This window comes from Amycolatopsis sp. (assembly GCF_025464955.1).
Taxonomy (GTDB): Bacteria; Actinomycetota; Actinomycetes; order Mycobacteriales; family Pseudonocardiaceae; genus Amycolatopsis.
This window is the reverse complement of sequence record NZ_JAODNM010000013.1, coordinates 1-14,605: the sequence shown is the minus strand read 5'-3', so window position 1 is coordinate 14,605 and position 14,605 is coordinate 1. Positions and strand designations below refer to the sequence as shown.

Here is a 14,605-nt window from a genome sequence, read left to right as displayed (position 1 = left end):
AGGATAAGTTGGTTCATCATTCTGATGCGGGTAGTCAGTATACTTCTTTCCGGTTTACTCAGCATCTTATCGATTTGGGTATTGATGCGTCGATCGGTACGGTTGGTGATGCTCTGGATAACGCGCTTGCGGAGTCTACGATTGGGCTTTATAAGACTGAGTTGATTAAGCCGAACGGGCCGTGGCATAATAGGTCCGAGGTTGACGTCGCTACTGCTGCATGGGTGGATTGGTATAACAGTCGCCGGTTGCATGGGGCTTGTGGTGGCCGTCCGCCTGTGGAGTTCGAGACCTTGTACGCGGACGGTGACCTGGTCAGCCTGGTCGCTTGACCCAACAGCGAGTCTCTACCGAACCCGGGGCGGTTCACGTTGACTGTGGGACTCGTCGGCGTGAACGTGGGACTCGCCGGGCCGGAGTGTGGGACTCGCCCATGTGCTGTGCGAGTCCCACAGTCAGACCGGCGAGTCCCACACCCAGCTTCGGACACCGGCTTTCGCCGTACACCGACACATACGACCGAAGCGCCACAAAAGTGCCCTCGTCAGAGGGTGCTGACGGGGTCTCGGTCGACGGTCTTCTCGGACTCGGCGGCGTTGGGGTCGGGGGAGGAGTGCCGCAGCGACAGCAGTCCGCCGACGACCAACGTGATCAGCACGCCGACGAGCGTGTACCAGTACGTCGCGAGCGGGACTAACGTCTTCGTCGCCGTGCCGAAGTGGAGGTGGATCGCCGTGGTCGTCTTGTCGAACTTGACCCACAGGATGATGAACGCCATCCCGACCACCGACGCGACGAACGCGACCACGGCGTCGGCCTGCCGAGCCTTCTTGATCAGCAGCCCGAGGAAGAACGACCCCAGCAGCGCGCCGTAGGTGTATCCGACGATCGCGAGCCCCTGCTGGATCACCGGGTCCTTGCTGCTGGTGAACAGCGACGCGAACACCGCGAACACCACGGCCCAGATCAGTGTCCACATGCGACCGTGCCGGAGCAGCTTCGAGTCCTCGATGGCCCGCTTGCTGAACCGCTGGTAGAGGTCCGCGATGGTCGACGTCGACAGCGCGTTGAGCGCGGAAGCCAAGGCGCCCATGGTCGACGCGAGGATGCCCGCGATCAGCAGCCCGGCCAGGCCGACCGGCAGGTCGTTGACGATGAAATGCGGGAAGACGTCGTCGCCACTGCCCGTGCCCGCCTTGATGTCGAGCGCTGTCGCGCCCTTCGCCCCGCCCGTATACACCCACAGCATCGCGCCGACCAGCAGGAACAGCCCGAACTGGAGGAACACCACGATCGACGAGCCGATCAGCGCGCGCTGGCCGTCGCGCAGGTTGCGGCAAGACAGCAGCCGCCCGACGATCAGCTGGTCCGCGCCGTGCGAGGCCATCGACAGGAACGCCCCGCCGACCACCGCGGTGATGAACGCGTACGGCTGCGTGATCAGGTTCGACGTGAAGTCGGTCAGCTGGAACCGGCCCTGCGCGGACGCGAGGTCCGTCCATCCGCTCGGCAGCTTCGTCGAAAGCACGATGATCGCGCCGATCGCGCCGAGGATGTAGAGCGACCACTGGATGACGTCGACCCAGATCACCGACTTGATCCCGCCGACGAACGCGTAGATCACGGTGAGCGCGGTCAGCACGACCACGATGTGCCAGTACGCGGTGTGGATGTTGTAGTGGTCGAGGATCGCCTTGATCGGGATCGCGCCGGCGAACAGGCGGAGGCCCTCGGCGAGGAGCCGCGTGATCACGAACGTCACTGACGCCGTGCCCTGCACCCCGCGGCCGAAGCGCTTGCCGAGGTACTCGTACGCGCTGACGTAGTTGCCCTTGAAGTACCGCGGCAGCAACACGAACGCCGCGATCGTGCGGCCGACGATGTACCCGAAAGCCAGCTGGAGAAACAGGAATCCGTTGCCGAACACGAGACCGGGCGTCGAGATCACGGTCAGCGTCGACGTCTCGGTCGCCACGACCGACAGCGTGACCGCCCACCACGGCATGCTGCGCTCACCGACGAAGTAGTCCGACGCGGACTTCTGCTTCCGCCCGATGAGCACGCCGATCAGAGGCATCGCCGCCAGGTAGACCACGACGATCACCAGATCAACAGGATTCATGGTTATCTCCTACCGGATCGGCTCGGTGTCCCGCTACCCGCAGTCGGGTCACGGTTGCGTTGGGTGGCGTCAGCTGTTCCGGCAGCGTCAGCGGTTCCGCGCCAGGGGTGAAGCTGCCGAGGACTCGCGGTCCCCGCGCCCCTGTCGCCGATGGCCGGTTGCCCGGGAGCCCGTGCCAGCTCAACCAACCCAGCAAAGCGGTGAGGTAGGCCTCTTTGGCGGTATGCGGCAGGCCGAGGTCGTCGCTGGTCCGCAGGTCCGTGGTCGGCAGGCGCCGGGCCAGCGCCGCCATGAGCGCGGGGTTCTCGATCCCGCCGCCGGACGCCACGAGCGTTCCGACGTCGTGTCGGACGCATTCGTCGGCGATTGTGACCGCGGTCAACTCGGTCAGCGTGGCGAGCAGATCGTCGCCGGTGATCGTGAACCCGTCGGTCATCCGGTGCAGGTGGCCGAGGTTGAAGTACTCCTTGCCGGTCGATTTCGGCGGCGTCGCCGCGTAGTACTCATCGTCGAGCAAACGCTTGAGCAGGTCTGCGCGAACAGTGCCGCATAGCGCCAGTTCGCCGCCGACGTCGCTGCGGGCCGTTCCGCCGCTGAGTTCGGTGGCGGCCGCGTCGAGCAACGCGTTGCCAGGACCGCTGTCGTAGGCGAGCAGTTCGCCTCGCGGCGCAAGGACCGTGAGGTTGGCGATGCCGCCGATGTTGAGCGCGGCGACCGGATGTCCGGCTGATTCCGCGAGGTCGGCCAGCCAGAGCGCGTCCAGTGTGCTGGCCAATGGCGCGCCCTGCCCGCCCGCGGCGACGTCGCGAGCGCGCAGGTCGGCGACGACCGGCAAGCCCGTGCGCTCGGCGATCCACGCGGGCTGCCCGAGCTGCAGGGTTCCGCGCGCGGTGCCGTCCTCGACCCAGTGGTAGATCGTCTGCCCCAGCGAAGCGACCAGGTCTGCGCGTCCATCGGCGAGGTCACATACCCCGGCCGCGGCGGCGTCGGCGAACGCTTGCCCGACGCGAGTGTCCAGGCGGGTGAGGGTCGCGGCGTTGCACGGGTTCGGCGATAACGTGGCCAGCAGGTCGGCGCGCAAATCCTCGGAGTAAGCGAGATCGAGGTGCCCCAGCGGACGCAGTTCGACGGTGTCGCCGACCAAGCTCAGCTCGGCGGCGGCCACGTCGATCCCGTCGATCGACGTGCCGGAAATCAGGCCGATGACCCGCAGCCCGCAGTTCGTCCCTACCCCCATCGCCACCCCCATCGCCAGTGGTTTAGTCCTGGACGGGCCAGGACGCAAGCAGAATCGTTTTTTCTTGTCCCAACCGAGCTATTCCTGGTTACTCCTTGGCCCGACGGTGGGGTGCCCTCGCCGCCTGGACCTCGGATGGGAGGATGACGGCGTGTCGAGCTCCCTGTGGTTTTGGATCGCTTTAGCGGTCGTAGTCCTGCTGGTCGTCGTGTTCGTCGCGGGGCTGTTCGTCGCGCGCCGTCGCCGGATCACCCTGGACGAGGCCGCCAAACTCGAGGGCGAGCGCAAGCCCAAGGGCGGCGGCTACCAGACCAGCGGTCCGATCGCGCTCGCGCCCGGTGGCGACCAAGCGGACTCCGAAAAGACGCCCGCGGCGCCCGAACACCCGGTCGCCGACCGGACCGAGGTCGACGGACAGCCCGCCGTCGGCGACGACGCGTCCGTCCCCCGCGATGCTCCGAAGCGCACGATGGTCGATGTCGTCCTGCCCGACGACGTCGAAGAGGCACTCGCGCGCGTCGAGCTCGACGACATCGAGTCCCCGTCGGGCCGCCTGGAGCGGCTGCGCGGAAGGCTGTCGAAGTCGCGGTCGGTGTTCGGTCAGGGGCTGCTTGGTCTGCTCGGCGCCGGCGACCTCGACGAGGACTCCTGGCAGGAGGTCGAGGACACGCTGCTCGTCGCCGACCTCGGCTCGGCCACCACCACGGAGATCGTGGAGAAGCTGCGCGCGGAGCTGACCAAGCGCGCCGTGCGCACCCCCGAGCAGGCGCGCGAAGTGCTCCACTCGGTACTGGTCGACGCGCTGCAGACCCCGAGCGACCGTGCCGTTCGCGCGCTGCCGCACGTGGTCGACGGCACCAAGCAGCCGGCTGTCGTGCTGGTCGCGGGCGTCAACGGCACCGGGAAGACCACCACCACCGGCAAGCTCGCCCGCGTCCTCGTCGCGCAGGGCGCCACCGTGCTGCTCGGTGCGGCGGACACGTTCCGCGCCGCCGCGGCGGAGCAGCTGCAGACTTGGGGTGCGCGCGTCGGCGCCGAAGTCGTGCGGGGCAAGGAAGGCGCCGACCCGGCCGCGGTCGCGTTCGACGCCGTCAAACGCGGGGTCGAGGCGGGCGTGGACGCCGTGCTCATCGACACCGCCGGTCGGCTGCACACCAAGACCGGCCTGATGGACGAGCTCGGCAAGGTCAAGCGGGTCGTCGAGAAGCAGGCGAAGGTCGACGAGGTCCTGCTGGTCCTGGACGCCACCACCGGTCAGAACGGCCTCACGCAGGCCCGCGTGTTTTCCGAGGTCGTCGACGTCACCGGCATCGTGCTGACCAAGCTCGACGGCACGGCCAAGGGCGGCATCGTCTTCCAGGTCCAGCGCGAACTCGGCGTCCCGGTCAAGCTCGTCGGCCTCGGTGAAGGCCCCGACGACCTCGCCCCGTTCGAACCTGGCGCCTTCGTCGACGCGCTCCTGGGCTGACGTACTCCGGTAGACGGATTCGCACTCACCCAAATGGGTGAATTTGCCCCGAAACGGCCAAGTCGGTCATAACCCTCTGGGACCTTATGTCCAGCAATACGGACATAACGACAGGGGTTGGGGATGACCGGCGGTTACGGCGCGGTTCCGAACGAGCTGTATCAGGCGGCGAACAAGATCGGTGACGTGGTCGGCGCCGCGGCCGGACTGCAGTGGCAGGGGGCGAGCGGTGACTACGGCCATGCCGGCGTCCAGGCGGGTTGGTCGACTTTCCTGTCCGATCTCGAAACGCACGTCAAAGAGCTGCGCGACAAGGCAGACCACCACGGTGAGAGCCTGAAGACCGCCGCCGGTTCGTACACCGAGGCCGAGAACACGGCCGACCACTCGCTCGGCAAGCTCGGCGACCTGTTCGACGATTCGTCCGGCGGGGGGCTGCGCGGCGTACCCGGCGGAGGGTTCACCGGCGGTATCACCGGAATCCTGGGCGGCGGCGACGAAGCGGCGGACACCGGCGGCATGCTGTACGAGCCGACGAACGGGGCCGGGCTGCACGACGTTCCCGGTGGCGGCTTCACCGGAAACCTCACGCCGTCACAGCTCGACGAGCGGCTCGGAAAACAAACCGACGAGGCGCATTCCGGAGTGATGAGTCCCGAGCGGTCCCAGGAGTTGTTCCCCGACTCCTCGATCGACCGGCCCACCCCCCGTGACGGAGAAGGGCCGGTTTACTGATGGCGGCCGAGCTGGGGCAGACGACCGATCCCAAGGCCTTGATCCCGGGCGAGCCGGAGACGATCACGAGCGACCTGAAGCGGCTCGTCGGTTCCATCCAGAAGATGGGCGGCATCGGCGAAGACCTTCACGACATCAACCCCGGACAGTGGACCGGCGAGGCGAGTGACGCTTTTCGCCAGGCCTTCGGCGCCGAGCCGCCGAAGTGGGCGCAGGCCGTCGATCTGGCCGCGGACAACGGAAAGGCCCTCGCGGACTTCGGCGACGCGCTCACCTGGGGACAGAGCGAGGCGCAGCGCGCGATCGAGCAGTACACGCAGGCGCAGGCCGCGAGCCGGACCGCCGCCGCGCAGTACAACACGCAGGCGCAGGCGGCGCAGGGAGCCGGTCAGCTGCTCGCGCCGTTCGAGGATCCGGGAAAGGCCGCGGCCCAGGGCGCACAGGCGATCCTGGACGCCGCGCGCGACCACGTCGAGCAGGTCGGCGGCGCGGTCGCGGAGAAACTCGGGTTCAAGAAGAGCGAAGACGGCAGTTACAAGAAGGAAATCGGCGAAGGCAAGGAGTTCGGGGCCGACGCGCGCAAGAAGCAGAAGAAGTGGGACGACAAGAAGAAGGAATGGGTCGAGGAGGACCCCGGCGGCTGGCAGTCGAACAAGGGCGGCAAGAGCTACAGCAAGGAGTTCGGCGACCAGTCGGGCGGAATGCTCACCGACAAGCTCGGCCCCCTCCTCGAGAAGCTCGGCATCGACACCTCAGAGTCGACTGTGGAGGCATCCGCGGGTGTCAACGTGGCCGAGGGCTCGCTGGACGGCAAATTCGGGCAGGACGGCGGAGTTTCCGGTAGCGGCAAGATCGAGGGCGCGGTGCTCGGCGCCGACGCTTCGGCCCACGCCGGTGTGAGCGTGCTGGGCGTGTCGGCGGGTGCGAACGCCGAGGCCTACCTGGCCAAGGGCAGCGTCGAAGGCGAGGTCAACCTCGGTGACCATGCCGGAGTGAAGGCCAGCGCTGAAGGCATTGTCGGTGCGAAGGCCAGTGCCGACGCCGAGCTCGGCTGGACCGGGGCCCAGGGCAGCGCGGAAGCGTTCGCCGGCGCCAAGGTCGAAGGCGACGCCAGAGCCGAAGTCGCCGGGGTCACCGCCGGTGCTCACGGCGAGGCCTGGGCTGGTGTCGGCGCCGAAGCCAGCGGCCAGGTCGGCATGGGCGACGATGGCAAGTTCCACCTCGGCGCTTCGGTCGGGGTGGGTCTCGGCATCGGCGGCAAGGTCGGGTTCGACGTCAGCGTTGATCCTGCGGAGGTCGTCGACACGGTGCAGGATGTTGCGCATGATGTCGGCGATGTCGCGTCCGACATCGGCCACGGAGCGGAAAACGCAGCCAAGAGCGTCGGTCACTTTCTCGGCTTCTGACGGAGCCTCGGCTTCTGGCCGGGTTTCGGCGCTGTACACCGTTTTCACCACAGATTCGGAGAGAAGAACGTGGCTACCACGATCCCGGTACCGATCGAGTTCTCGTTGCCTGAGGGCTGGCGTTCGGTGCCGCCGGACGAGGTCGGCACGCCTGAAGCCGCCTTCGTCGCGCTGTATCCCGCTGAGGCGGGCAACGGGTTCACGCCCAACATCACGCTCAGCGGCGAGGTCCGCCCGGAGGACGTCGTCCTGACCGAGGTCGCGGACGAGGCGCTGGAGCGGCTGCGTGCCGGTGGAGCCGAGGCGAAGCTGGGGCGCCGCAAGGAGGTCGGTTCAGCGGAGAATCCCGGCCTGACCCAAGCCGTCCAGTTGTCGTTGCAGCTCAACGGGAAACCCGAGAAGCTGGTGCAGTTCCAGGTTTTCCTCGGCATGCAGGACCAGCGGAACCCGACCCGCCGAGCGGTGCTGCACATCGTGCTGACCTCGTTGCAGGAGCAGTTCGACAAGGTCATCGGCGATTTCCAGGAGTTTCTCGCGACGATCAAGCCCGAGGGGGCGAAATGAATGAAGCCGCCAAGCAGTTGCTGGGCCGGATCGAGGCGATCGACACCGCGGCCTCCGGCAACCAGCGCCGCGCCGAGGCCTACCAGCACATGGTCGACGAGCTGAAGGACGCCGAAGGCCGCGCGTCCTCGCCGGACGGGCTGGTGAGTGTCGTAGCCGGCCCGAACGGCTCGGTCAGCGCGATCACCTTCAGCGATAAGGTGCGCGAGACCGCGCCCGATGCGCTGTCGGCGATCGTCATGCACACGCTGGCCGAAGCGCGCGCTTCGGCGGCGCGGTTGCAGGCCGAAGTCGTCCGCCGCGGCCTCGGCGACACCGAACTGCTCGACCGCGTGCTCGACTCGGACGAGCAGCTGTTCGGGGACCAGCGTCCGCGTGATCCGGGCCCGGCGCCCAAGCCCGCTCGGCGGCCACGCGGCGAGGACGACAAGCTGTTCGAGGACTTCAGCGTCTACAACCGCTTTGATGGTGAGAAGAACCGATGAGTGCCGGAGCCATCATCGCGATCACCGTCGGCGGGGTCGTCGTGGTCGCGGCGTTGATCGTCTGGCTGGTCGTGTGGCTGAGGAAGTCCTACAACGCACAGCAGACAGCGTCGCTGGGACGGCTGCAGGAGGAGAGCGTCAACCGCGGCTGGCGCTACGAGGAACGCAACGACAGTTACGCCGCGGTTTTCAACGCGCAGAACGAGTTCGCGGTGCAAAGCCCGCTGCAGGTGCTGAACCCGCTGAACCCGTACCACCTCGCGCCGAAAGCGGTCGACGCGAAGGAGGTCGTCACCGGCACGCATCGGGGCAGGCCCTTCATCGCGGCCCTGTTCGGCGTCCACCACCGCAATGAGTACAGCCAGATCCGGGCGATCTGGGTACGCACCCCGGCCGCGCGGCCGGCGCTCACCGTCAGCGCGGCACTGCGCGCCCAGAGCCGGGTCCGGGCGAGCATCGGCCAGCAGGACCTACAGCTCGGCAACCCGGATTTCGACGAACGCTTCGAGGTCTCGGCCGGCGACGACAGGTTCGCCCAGGCGGTGCTGAACCCTCGGATGATCCAGTTCCTGCTCGCCGACCAGCGCGCGCCCCGCGGGTTCATGTTGCTCGGTGACCAGCTCGACGTCCTCGACCCGGTCAGCGACCACCGCGACCCGGCGGAGCTGATCCCGGCTCTCGACTACCGGTGCGACCTGCTCGATCTCATCCCACCGTCCGTCTGGCAGTAGGTCCAGAAGTAGGTCCAGAAGTAGGAGGCTCCACCCCGATGTCCCTGTCCCTGCGAAAAGCAGCGCTGGTGATCTGTCTCGGCCTGGCCGTTACCGGCTGCTCGGCGAGTGTGTCGGTGACCAAGGACGACCCCGCGATCACCAAGGAGAGCCTGCAGTCGGGCATCTCCGACGTCCTGCAGCAGAAGGTGGGCCAGCGTCCGGACTCCGTCGAGTGCCCCGGGCCGATCACGGCGAAGGCCGGTCAGACCGCTCGCTGCGTGCTCTCCGCGGGCAACGTCCGCTACGGCCTGACAGCGACGGTCAACTCCTATGCCGACGGCAAGGCCAACTACGGCGTCTCGGTGGACAGCAAGCCGATGCCCTAGCCGCGAGTTAGCTGCCGCCGGTTGCCATCAGGCCGGCGATGCGCTGGACGACCGGGGCGATACGGCCGACCGCCTCCTTCGTCAGACGCCCTTCGGGGCCGGACACCGACACGGCGGCGGGCGTCGGAGCGCCGAGGACTGGGACAGCGACGCAGCGGACGCCAAGTTCCTGCTCGCTCTCGTCGAGCGCGTAACCCTGCTCCGCGATCTGCGCGAGGTGCTCCTGCAGCTCGTCGGGGTCGGTGAAGGTGTGCTCGGTGTACGCGGGCATGCCGGTGCGCTTGAGCAGCGCCTGGACTTCTTCGGCGGGCAGCTGCGAAAGGATCGCCTTGCCGACGCCGGTGCCGTGCGGCAGCAGCCGGCGGCCGACCTCGGTGAACATGCGCATCGAGTGCTTCGAAGGGACCTGGGCGACGTAGACGACCTCGTCGCGTTCCAGCACCGCGAGGTTCGCCGTCTCGCCGACCTCGTCGACAAGCTCGGTCAGCAGCGGCCGCGCCCAGGCGCCGAACTGCATGCTCGCGTGCTCCCCGAGCCGGATCAGCCGGGCGCCGAGCGCGTACCGCCGGTTCGTGTTCTGCCTCACGTAGCCCAGCGCGACCAGGGTCCGAATCAGGCGGTGGATCGTCGGCATCGGCAGCCCGGACAGGGCGGCCAGCTCGGACAGACTGGCCTCGCCGCCCGCATCGGCCAGGCGTTCGAGCAGCTCGAAGGCCCGTTGGAGCGACTGGACACCACCATCGCGCCCGGTCTTTTCCGGCGGGTTCTCCGCTGCCACGATGAGCCTCCTTACGGTGAACTGCCCGATGAACCGGCGCGGTTGAGCTTCCGCTATGCAGAAACTATAGTCCGAGATGTAAAAACCGTATGGACGTTTTCTTGGGAGTGTTCGCATGTCTGAAGCCCAGGTGCTCGGTGACCCGGTCGAGCGCGGCGACGAGATCCTGACGCCGGAGGCCTTGGTTTTCCTCGCCGGCCTGCACGACAGCTTCGCCGCCCGTCGCGACGACCTGCTGCTAGCCCGCGGCAAGCGCCGCGAGGAGGCCAAGCGCACCGGCAAGCTGGACTTCCTGCCCGAGACGCGCGAGGTCCGCGAGTCCGCGTGGAAGGTCGCCGAAGCGCCGCCCGCGTTGCGTGACCGCCGCGTCGAGATCACCGGTCCCACCGACCGCAAGATGACCATCAACGCGCTCAACTCCGGTGCCAAGGTGTGGCTGGCCGACCTCGAGGACGCCAACACCCCGCACTGGGCGAACGTGGTGTCCGGCCAGGTCAACCTGCACGACGCCGTCCGCAAGTCCATCACCCTGGAGAGCGGCGGCAAGAGCTACTCGCTGCGTGACGACGTCGAGCACGCGACGATCGTCGTCCGTCCCCGCGGCTGGCACCTCGACGAGCGCAACCTCACCTTCGGCGGCCGCAAGGGCGTCGGCGCGCTGGTCGACTTCGGGCTGCACTTCTTCCACAACGCCAAGGAACTGCTCGCACGCGGCAGCGGCCCGTACTTCTACCTGCCGAAGATGGAGAGCCACCTCGAAGCGAGGCTCTGGGACGACGTGTTCACCCACGCCGAGAAGACACTCGGCATCACGCACGGCACGGTCCGCGCCACCGTGCTCATCGAGACCATCCCGGCCGCGTTCGAGATGGAAGAAATCCTCTACGAGCTGCGCGAACACGCCTCCGGGCTGAACGCCGGCCGCTGGGACTACCTGTTCAGCATGATCAAGTACTTCCGCGACGCGGGGGAGAAGTTCGTCCTGCCCGACCGCAACTCGGTCACCATGACGGCGCCGTTCATGCGGGCCTACACCGAGCTGCTCGTGCACAGCTGCCACAAGCGCGGCGCGTTCGCGATCGGCGGGATGGCCGCGTTCATCCCCAACCGCAACGACCCGGAAGTCACCGCGAAGGCGCTCAGCAAGGTCCGTGACGACAAGAGCCGCGAGGCAGGCGACGGGTTCGACGGTTCGTGGGTCGCGCACCCCGGCATGGTCGACATCTGCCGCGAAGAGTTCGACAAGGTCCTCGGCGACAAGCCGAACCAGCTCGAACGCACCCGCGACGAGGTTCACGTCACCGCGGAGCAGCTGCTCGACCTGTCCGGCACCGAAGGCGGTGCGACGGCCGCCGGGCTGCGTGCCGCTGTCGACGTCGGCATCCGCTACATCGCGTCGTGGCTGAGCGGAAACGGTGCCGCGGCGATCCACAACCTGATGGAGGACGCGGCGACCGCCGAGATCTCCCGTTCGCAGATCTGGCAGTGGGTGCACAACTCGACTGTGCTCGACACCGGTGAGAAGGTCAGCGAACCGTTGGTGCGCAAGGTGCTCGGCGAGGTCCGCGGGGAGCTGGCGGACGTCATCGCGGCCGAGTTCCTCGACCCGGCCGTCGAACTGTTCGAGCAGGTGGCGCTCGCCGAGGAGTTCGCGGACTTCCTGACGCTGCCCGCCTACGACCGGATCAAGTAAGAGCATGGCAGGCCGGCTCACCGACGAGGTCTACAGCGCTGCCGACGCCCGGCTCGCCGAGGCGGACGCCCGAGTCGCGGCGCTCTACCCCGGTGAGCCGGCCGGCCGCCAGCCGGTGCACACCGTGTACGTGCCGGCGAGCGCGTACACGGGCGATCTGGTGGCACAGTGGGGAAAGCGTGCCTCCGAAGTGTTCGCGTCGCACGGCGAAGGGCTGGCTGACGACGACGTCCGCGCGAAGGTGCGGGGCAAACTGTCGGCTGAGCCGATCGAAGACCTCCGGATCGATTTCGAGGATGGTTACGGCAACCCCGGCGACGACGTCGAAGATGAGGCCGCGTTGTCCGCAGGGCGGACGCTCGCCGAGTCGGTCGTCGAGGGCACCGCGCCGCCATTCTTCGGGATCCGGTTCAAGAGCTTCGAAAAACCCACTCGCAGACGTGGAATCCGGACACTGGACTTGTTTCTGGCCGGGTTGCTCGAGAAACATCCGTTGCCGCAAGGTTTTGTGGTCACGCTCCCGAAGGTGACCGCGGTCGAGCAGGTCGAGGCTGCCGCGCAAGTGCTGGGAAAACTGGAATCCGCGTATGGCCTCGCCGAGGGTTCGTTGCGCTTCGAAGTGCAGATCGAGACGCCCCAGTCGATCCTGTCCCCGGACGGGACGGTGGCCGTCGCGCGGATCGTGCAGGCGGCGGCCGGTCGGTGTTCCGGGCTGCATTACGGCACCTACGACTACAGCGCGGGCCTCGGCATCGGCGCGGCGTACCAGAGCATGGAACACCCCGCGGCGGACTTCGCGAAGGCGTTCATGCAGGTAGCGGCCGCGGGCACCGGTGTCCGGCTGTCGGACGGCTCGACCAACCGGCTGCCGATCGGCGACCGCGACGCCGTCCTCGCCGCTTGGGGCGAGCATTCGCGGCTCGTCCGTCGCTCGCTGGAACGCGGCTTCTACCAGGGCTGGGACCTGCACCCGCATCAACTGCCGAGCCGTTTCGCCGCCACATACACGTTCTTCCGCGAAGGTTTCCCCGCCGCCGCGACAAGGTTGAAGGACTACGCGGAGAAGACCTCCGGCGGAGTCCTCGACGAACCCGCTACCGCGCAGGCCCTGGCCGCGTACCTGAGCCGGGGGCTCGATTGCGGCGCCCTCGACGACGACGAAGTCGCCCAGCGGACCGGTGTCGACAGAACGACTCTGGACGGCTACGCGCGACGTCTGGTTTAGCGTAGGAGTTCGGCCAGGCGATTTCCGACGCAGGTGGTGGCGGGTATGTGCGCGGAGTCCTCGTTCAGATAGCTGCGCAAATGATCGAGATAGGCGCGGTTCTTTGCCAGAAGCCCAATCCCTCGATTTCGTCGTAGACGATCGCGACAGTCTCGCGGTCCTGTAGTTCTTCCATCGGCGCGAGCAGCTGCTTGATTGGTCCACTGAAGTCGATCTTTGTCTTCTGCTTCGGGGCTTTGCTGGTGTACACGCGGAGGAAATGTTGCCGTAGTTGCTCGGAGGCTTCGTCCGGCCGCAGGACGACCAGATCCGAGCCGAAGGTGGTGATGAACTCGGCCCGCCCCTCGGACTGCAGCTCCCAGGAGCGGCGGACGAGTTCGGGGTTGCGCAGGATCATCTCCGGTTGCTCGACGGACATCTGCACCGGTCTGTGCCAGCGCTCGACCGTCGCGCTTGCCGAACGCCTCCACGTTGCAGCAAGGACCGGGGGCCGGCCGGGATTAGAGGAGCGGTCCCGAGGGCCCGTTCCGTTTTGCCGGTGCGGCGCTGCGGAAGGCTTCTTGTGGCAGTGAACGCATGTTTGGCGCCTTTCGTGATTCGCCAATCACGGTAAGCGACTGCGCTCGTTTGTCTGGTGTATGAGTGAGTGACGCGGCAAGCAGTTGCAGGAGGCGAGCGGGCGAAATTCGTTGCTATGCCAGCCTTTTCGAATAATCGATGAATACGTACCGCGACTACACGTATCACCTGAACGTGTTCCGAATGTACGTTCGATCCGTAGTAGAATAAAGGAGTGCCCAGCGTACCGATCACCCTCCCTGATCCCGCCGATATCCGGCGTGCTGATCCGGCGACGCTGGTCGACTACGCCCGCGTGATCACCCGGGAAATGAACCGGTACACCGCGCTGCTGGGGCTCGTGGTCACCAAGACCGAGACCGATGGCATCAAGGCGACTCATCAGTACAACTCCGCGGTGCAGTGGCTGATGCATACGACGGGGATGACCGAGCCCGCGGCACGCCAGATCGTAGTCCGTGCCCGCGGCACCAACTCCGCCTACACCATCGACGGGACAGAGGTCCCCGGTGTCGCGCCCCTGACCGGGCTCGCCGCACTGGCCGGTGCCCTCACACCCGCCCACGTCGACGTTATCGTGAAGACGATGACGGCCATGCCTGCGACGGTGTCGGAGGAGGATCGGGTGGCGGCGGAGAAGATCCTGATCGGTGTGGCCCGTGCCGCGTCCCCGGTCGAGGTGAAGAAAGCCGGCGACCGGATCCTCGACACCCTCGACCCCGACGGACCCGAGCCGAAGGACCCGCCGGAGAGACCGCAGCGGGAGCTGGCGTTCCAAGAGCACCGCGACGGCTCCGCGACACTGAAAGGCAAGCTGGACAACCTGGCCTACGCCCAGTTGCGGGCAGCGTTGGATCCGTTGGCGAAGCCGCACTCGACGAAAGAGGAAGGTCGCGACACCCGCAGCCAATGGGAACGCCACGCCGACGCCCTCGTCGACCTGATCCGCCTCGCCATGACGGTGGACGAGATCCCGACTCATGGTGGTGACCGGGTGCATGTGGCGGTCACCGTGGACTTCGAGATGCTGAAGTCCGGGATCGGGACGGCGATGCTCGACTTCGGCGGTGTGATCACGGCGGCGGAGGCACGGATGTTGGCGTGTGACTGCAAGGTAATTCCCGCCGTTCTCGGCATGAATAGTGAGCCGATGGATTTGGGGCGATCGAAGCGATTCATCACCCCCGGGCAACGCTGCCGTCTCGTGATGCGAG

15 protein-coding genes are annotated in these 14,605 nt (G+C 67.2%); 11 read left to right on the top strand and 4 right to left on the bottom strand.

Annotated features, from left to right (window positions below; genetic code table 11):
* Positions 1-332, top strand: a 332-nt coding sequence (locus JWQ81_RS01480) for an integrase core domain-containing protein (protein WP_297536909.1), incomplete at its 5' end; no start/stop codon positions are given.
* A 212-nt stretch (positions 333-544) separates the two neighbouring features.
* On the opposite strand, the gene JWQ81_RS01475 is transcribed toward JWQ81_RS01480, so the two are convergent.
* Together JWQ81_RS01475 and JWQ81_RS01470 are read right to left on the bottom strand one after the other, a co-directional pair.
* Positions 545-2,122 (bottom strand): sodium:solute symporter, encoded by a 1,578-nt coding sequence (locus JWQ81_RS01475; RefSeq protein ID WP_297536908.1) that lies wholly within the window; start codon positions 2,120-2,122, stop codon positions 545-547.
* The gene (locus JWQ81_RS01470) at positions 2,109-3,359 is read right to left on the bottom strand and encodes an anhydro-N-acetylmuramic acid kinase (protein ID WP_297536907.1); all 1,251 of its coding nucleotides are present in this window, start codon (positions 3,357-3,359) and stop codon (positions 2,109-2,111) included. The genes JWQ81_RS01475 and JWQ81_RS01470 overlap by 14 nt, the downstream gene beginning before the upstream one ends.
* A gap of 151 nt (positions 3,360-3,510) precedes the next feature.
* Here JWQ81_RS01470 and ftsY point away from each other — a divergent pair, with 151 nt between their 5' ends.
* The 7 genes from ftsY (at position 3,511) to JWQ81_RS01435 (ending at position 9,116) form a co-directional block, all read left to right on the top strand.
* Positions 3,511-4,827, top strand: coding sequence for a signal recognition particle-docking protein FtsY (gene ftsY / locus JWQ81_RS01465; protein ID WP_297536906.1), 1,317 nt, complete (start codon positions 3,511-3,513; stop codon positions 4,825-4,827).
* 123 nt (positions 4,828-4,950) lie between these two features.
* The gene (locus tag JWQ81_RS01460) at positions 4,951-5,562 is read left to right on the top strand and encodes a hypothetical protein (RefSeq protein WP_297536905.1); all 612 of its coding nucleotides are present in this window, start codon (positions 4,951-4,953) and stop codon (positions 5,560-5,562) included.
* Entirely contained in the window at positions 5,562-6,968 is a 1,407-nt protein-coding gene (locus JWQ81_RS01455) for a putative T7SS-secreted protein (protein WP_297536904.1), read from the top strand. Before JWQ81_RS01460 ends, JWQ81_RS01455 begins: the two co-directional genes overlap by 1 nt.
* Before the next feature lie 69 nt (positions 6,969-7,037).
* Positions 7,038-7,532 (top strand): hypothetical protein, encoded by a 495-nt coding sequence (locus JWQ81_RS01450; protein WP_297536903.1) that lies wholly within the window; start codon positions 7,038-7,040, stop codon positions 7,530-7,532.
* Positions 7,529-8,017, top strand: coding sequence for a YbaB/EbfC family nucleoid-associated protein (locus JWQ81_RS01445; protein WP_297536902.1), 489 nt, complete (start codon positions 7,529-7,531; stop codon positions 8,015-8,017). The genes JWQ81_RS01450 and JWQ81_RS01445 overlap by 4 nt, the downstream gene beginning before the upstream one ends.
* Complete coding sequence (locus JWQ81_RS01440) at positions 8,014-8,748, top strand: hypothetical protein (protein WP_297536901.1); 735 nt, start codon at positions 8,014-8,016, stop codon at positions 8,746-8,748. Before JWQ81_RS01445 ends, JWQ81_RS01440 begins: the two co-directional genes overlap by 4 nt.
* A 38-nt stretch (positions 8,749-8,786) precedes the next feature.
* A complete protein-coding gene (locus JWQ81_RS01435; RefSeq protein ID WP_297536900.1) occupies positions 8,787-9,116 on the top strand; it encodes a DUF4333 domain-containing protein in 330 nt (109 codons plus the stop codon).
* A 7-nt stretch (positions 9,117-9,123) separates the two neighbouring features.
* Here the strand turns inward: JWQ81_RS01435 and JWQ81_RS01430 are convergent, their stop codons facing one another.
* On the bottom strand, positions 9,124-9,894 hold the full coding sequence (locus JWQ81_RS01430; protein ID WP_297536899.1) for an IclR family transcriptional regulator: 771 nt from the start codon (positions 9,892-9,894) through the stop codon (positions 9,124-9,126).
* A gap of 115 nt (positions 9,895-10,009) precedes the next feature.
* On the opposite strand from JWQ81_RS01430, the gene aceB reads away from it, so the two are divergent.
* Entirely contained in the window at positions 10,010-11,587 is a 1,578-nt protein-coding gene (gene aceB / locus JWQ81_RS01425) for a malate synthase A (protein WP_297536898.1), read from the top strand.
* A 4-nt stretch (positions 11,588-11,591) separates the two neighbouring features.
* Positions 11,592-12,812, top strand: coding sequence for an aldolase/citrate lyase family protein (locus tag JWQ81_RS01420; RefSeq protein ID WP_297536897.1), 1,221 nt, complete (start codon positions 11,592-11,594; stop codon positions 12,810-12,812).
* A gap of 64 nt (positions 12,813-12,876) precedes the next feature.
* Here JWQ81_RS01420 and JWQ81_RS01415 read toward each other — a convergent pair whose 3' ends face one another.
* On the bottom strand, positions 12,877-13,230 hold the full coding sequence (locus JWQ81_RS01415) for a hypothetical protein (RefSeq protein ID WP_297536896.1): 354 nt from the start codon (positions 13,228-13,230) through the stop codon (positions 12,877-12,879).
* 375 nt (positions 13,231-13,605) lie between these two features.
* Between JWQ81_RS01415 and JWQ81_RS01410 the strand changes: the two genes are divergently transcribed.
* Positions 13,606-14,605, top strand: a 1,000-nt coding sequence (locus JWQ81_RS01410; protein ID WP_297536895.1) for a DUF222 domain-containing protein, incomplete at its 3' end; no start/stop codon positions are given.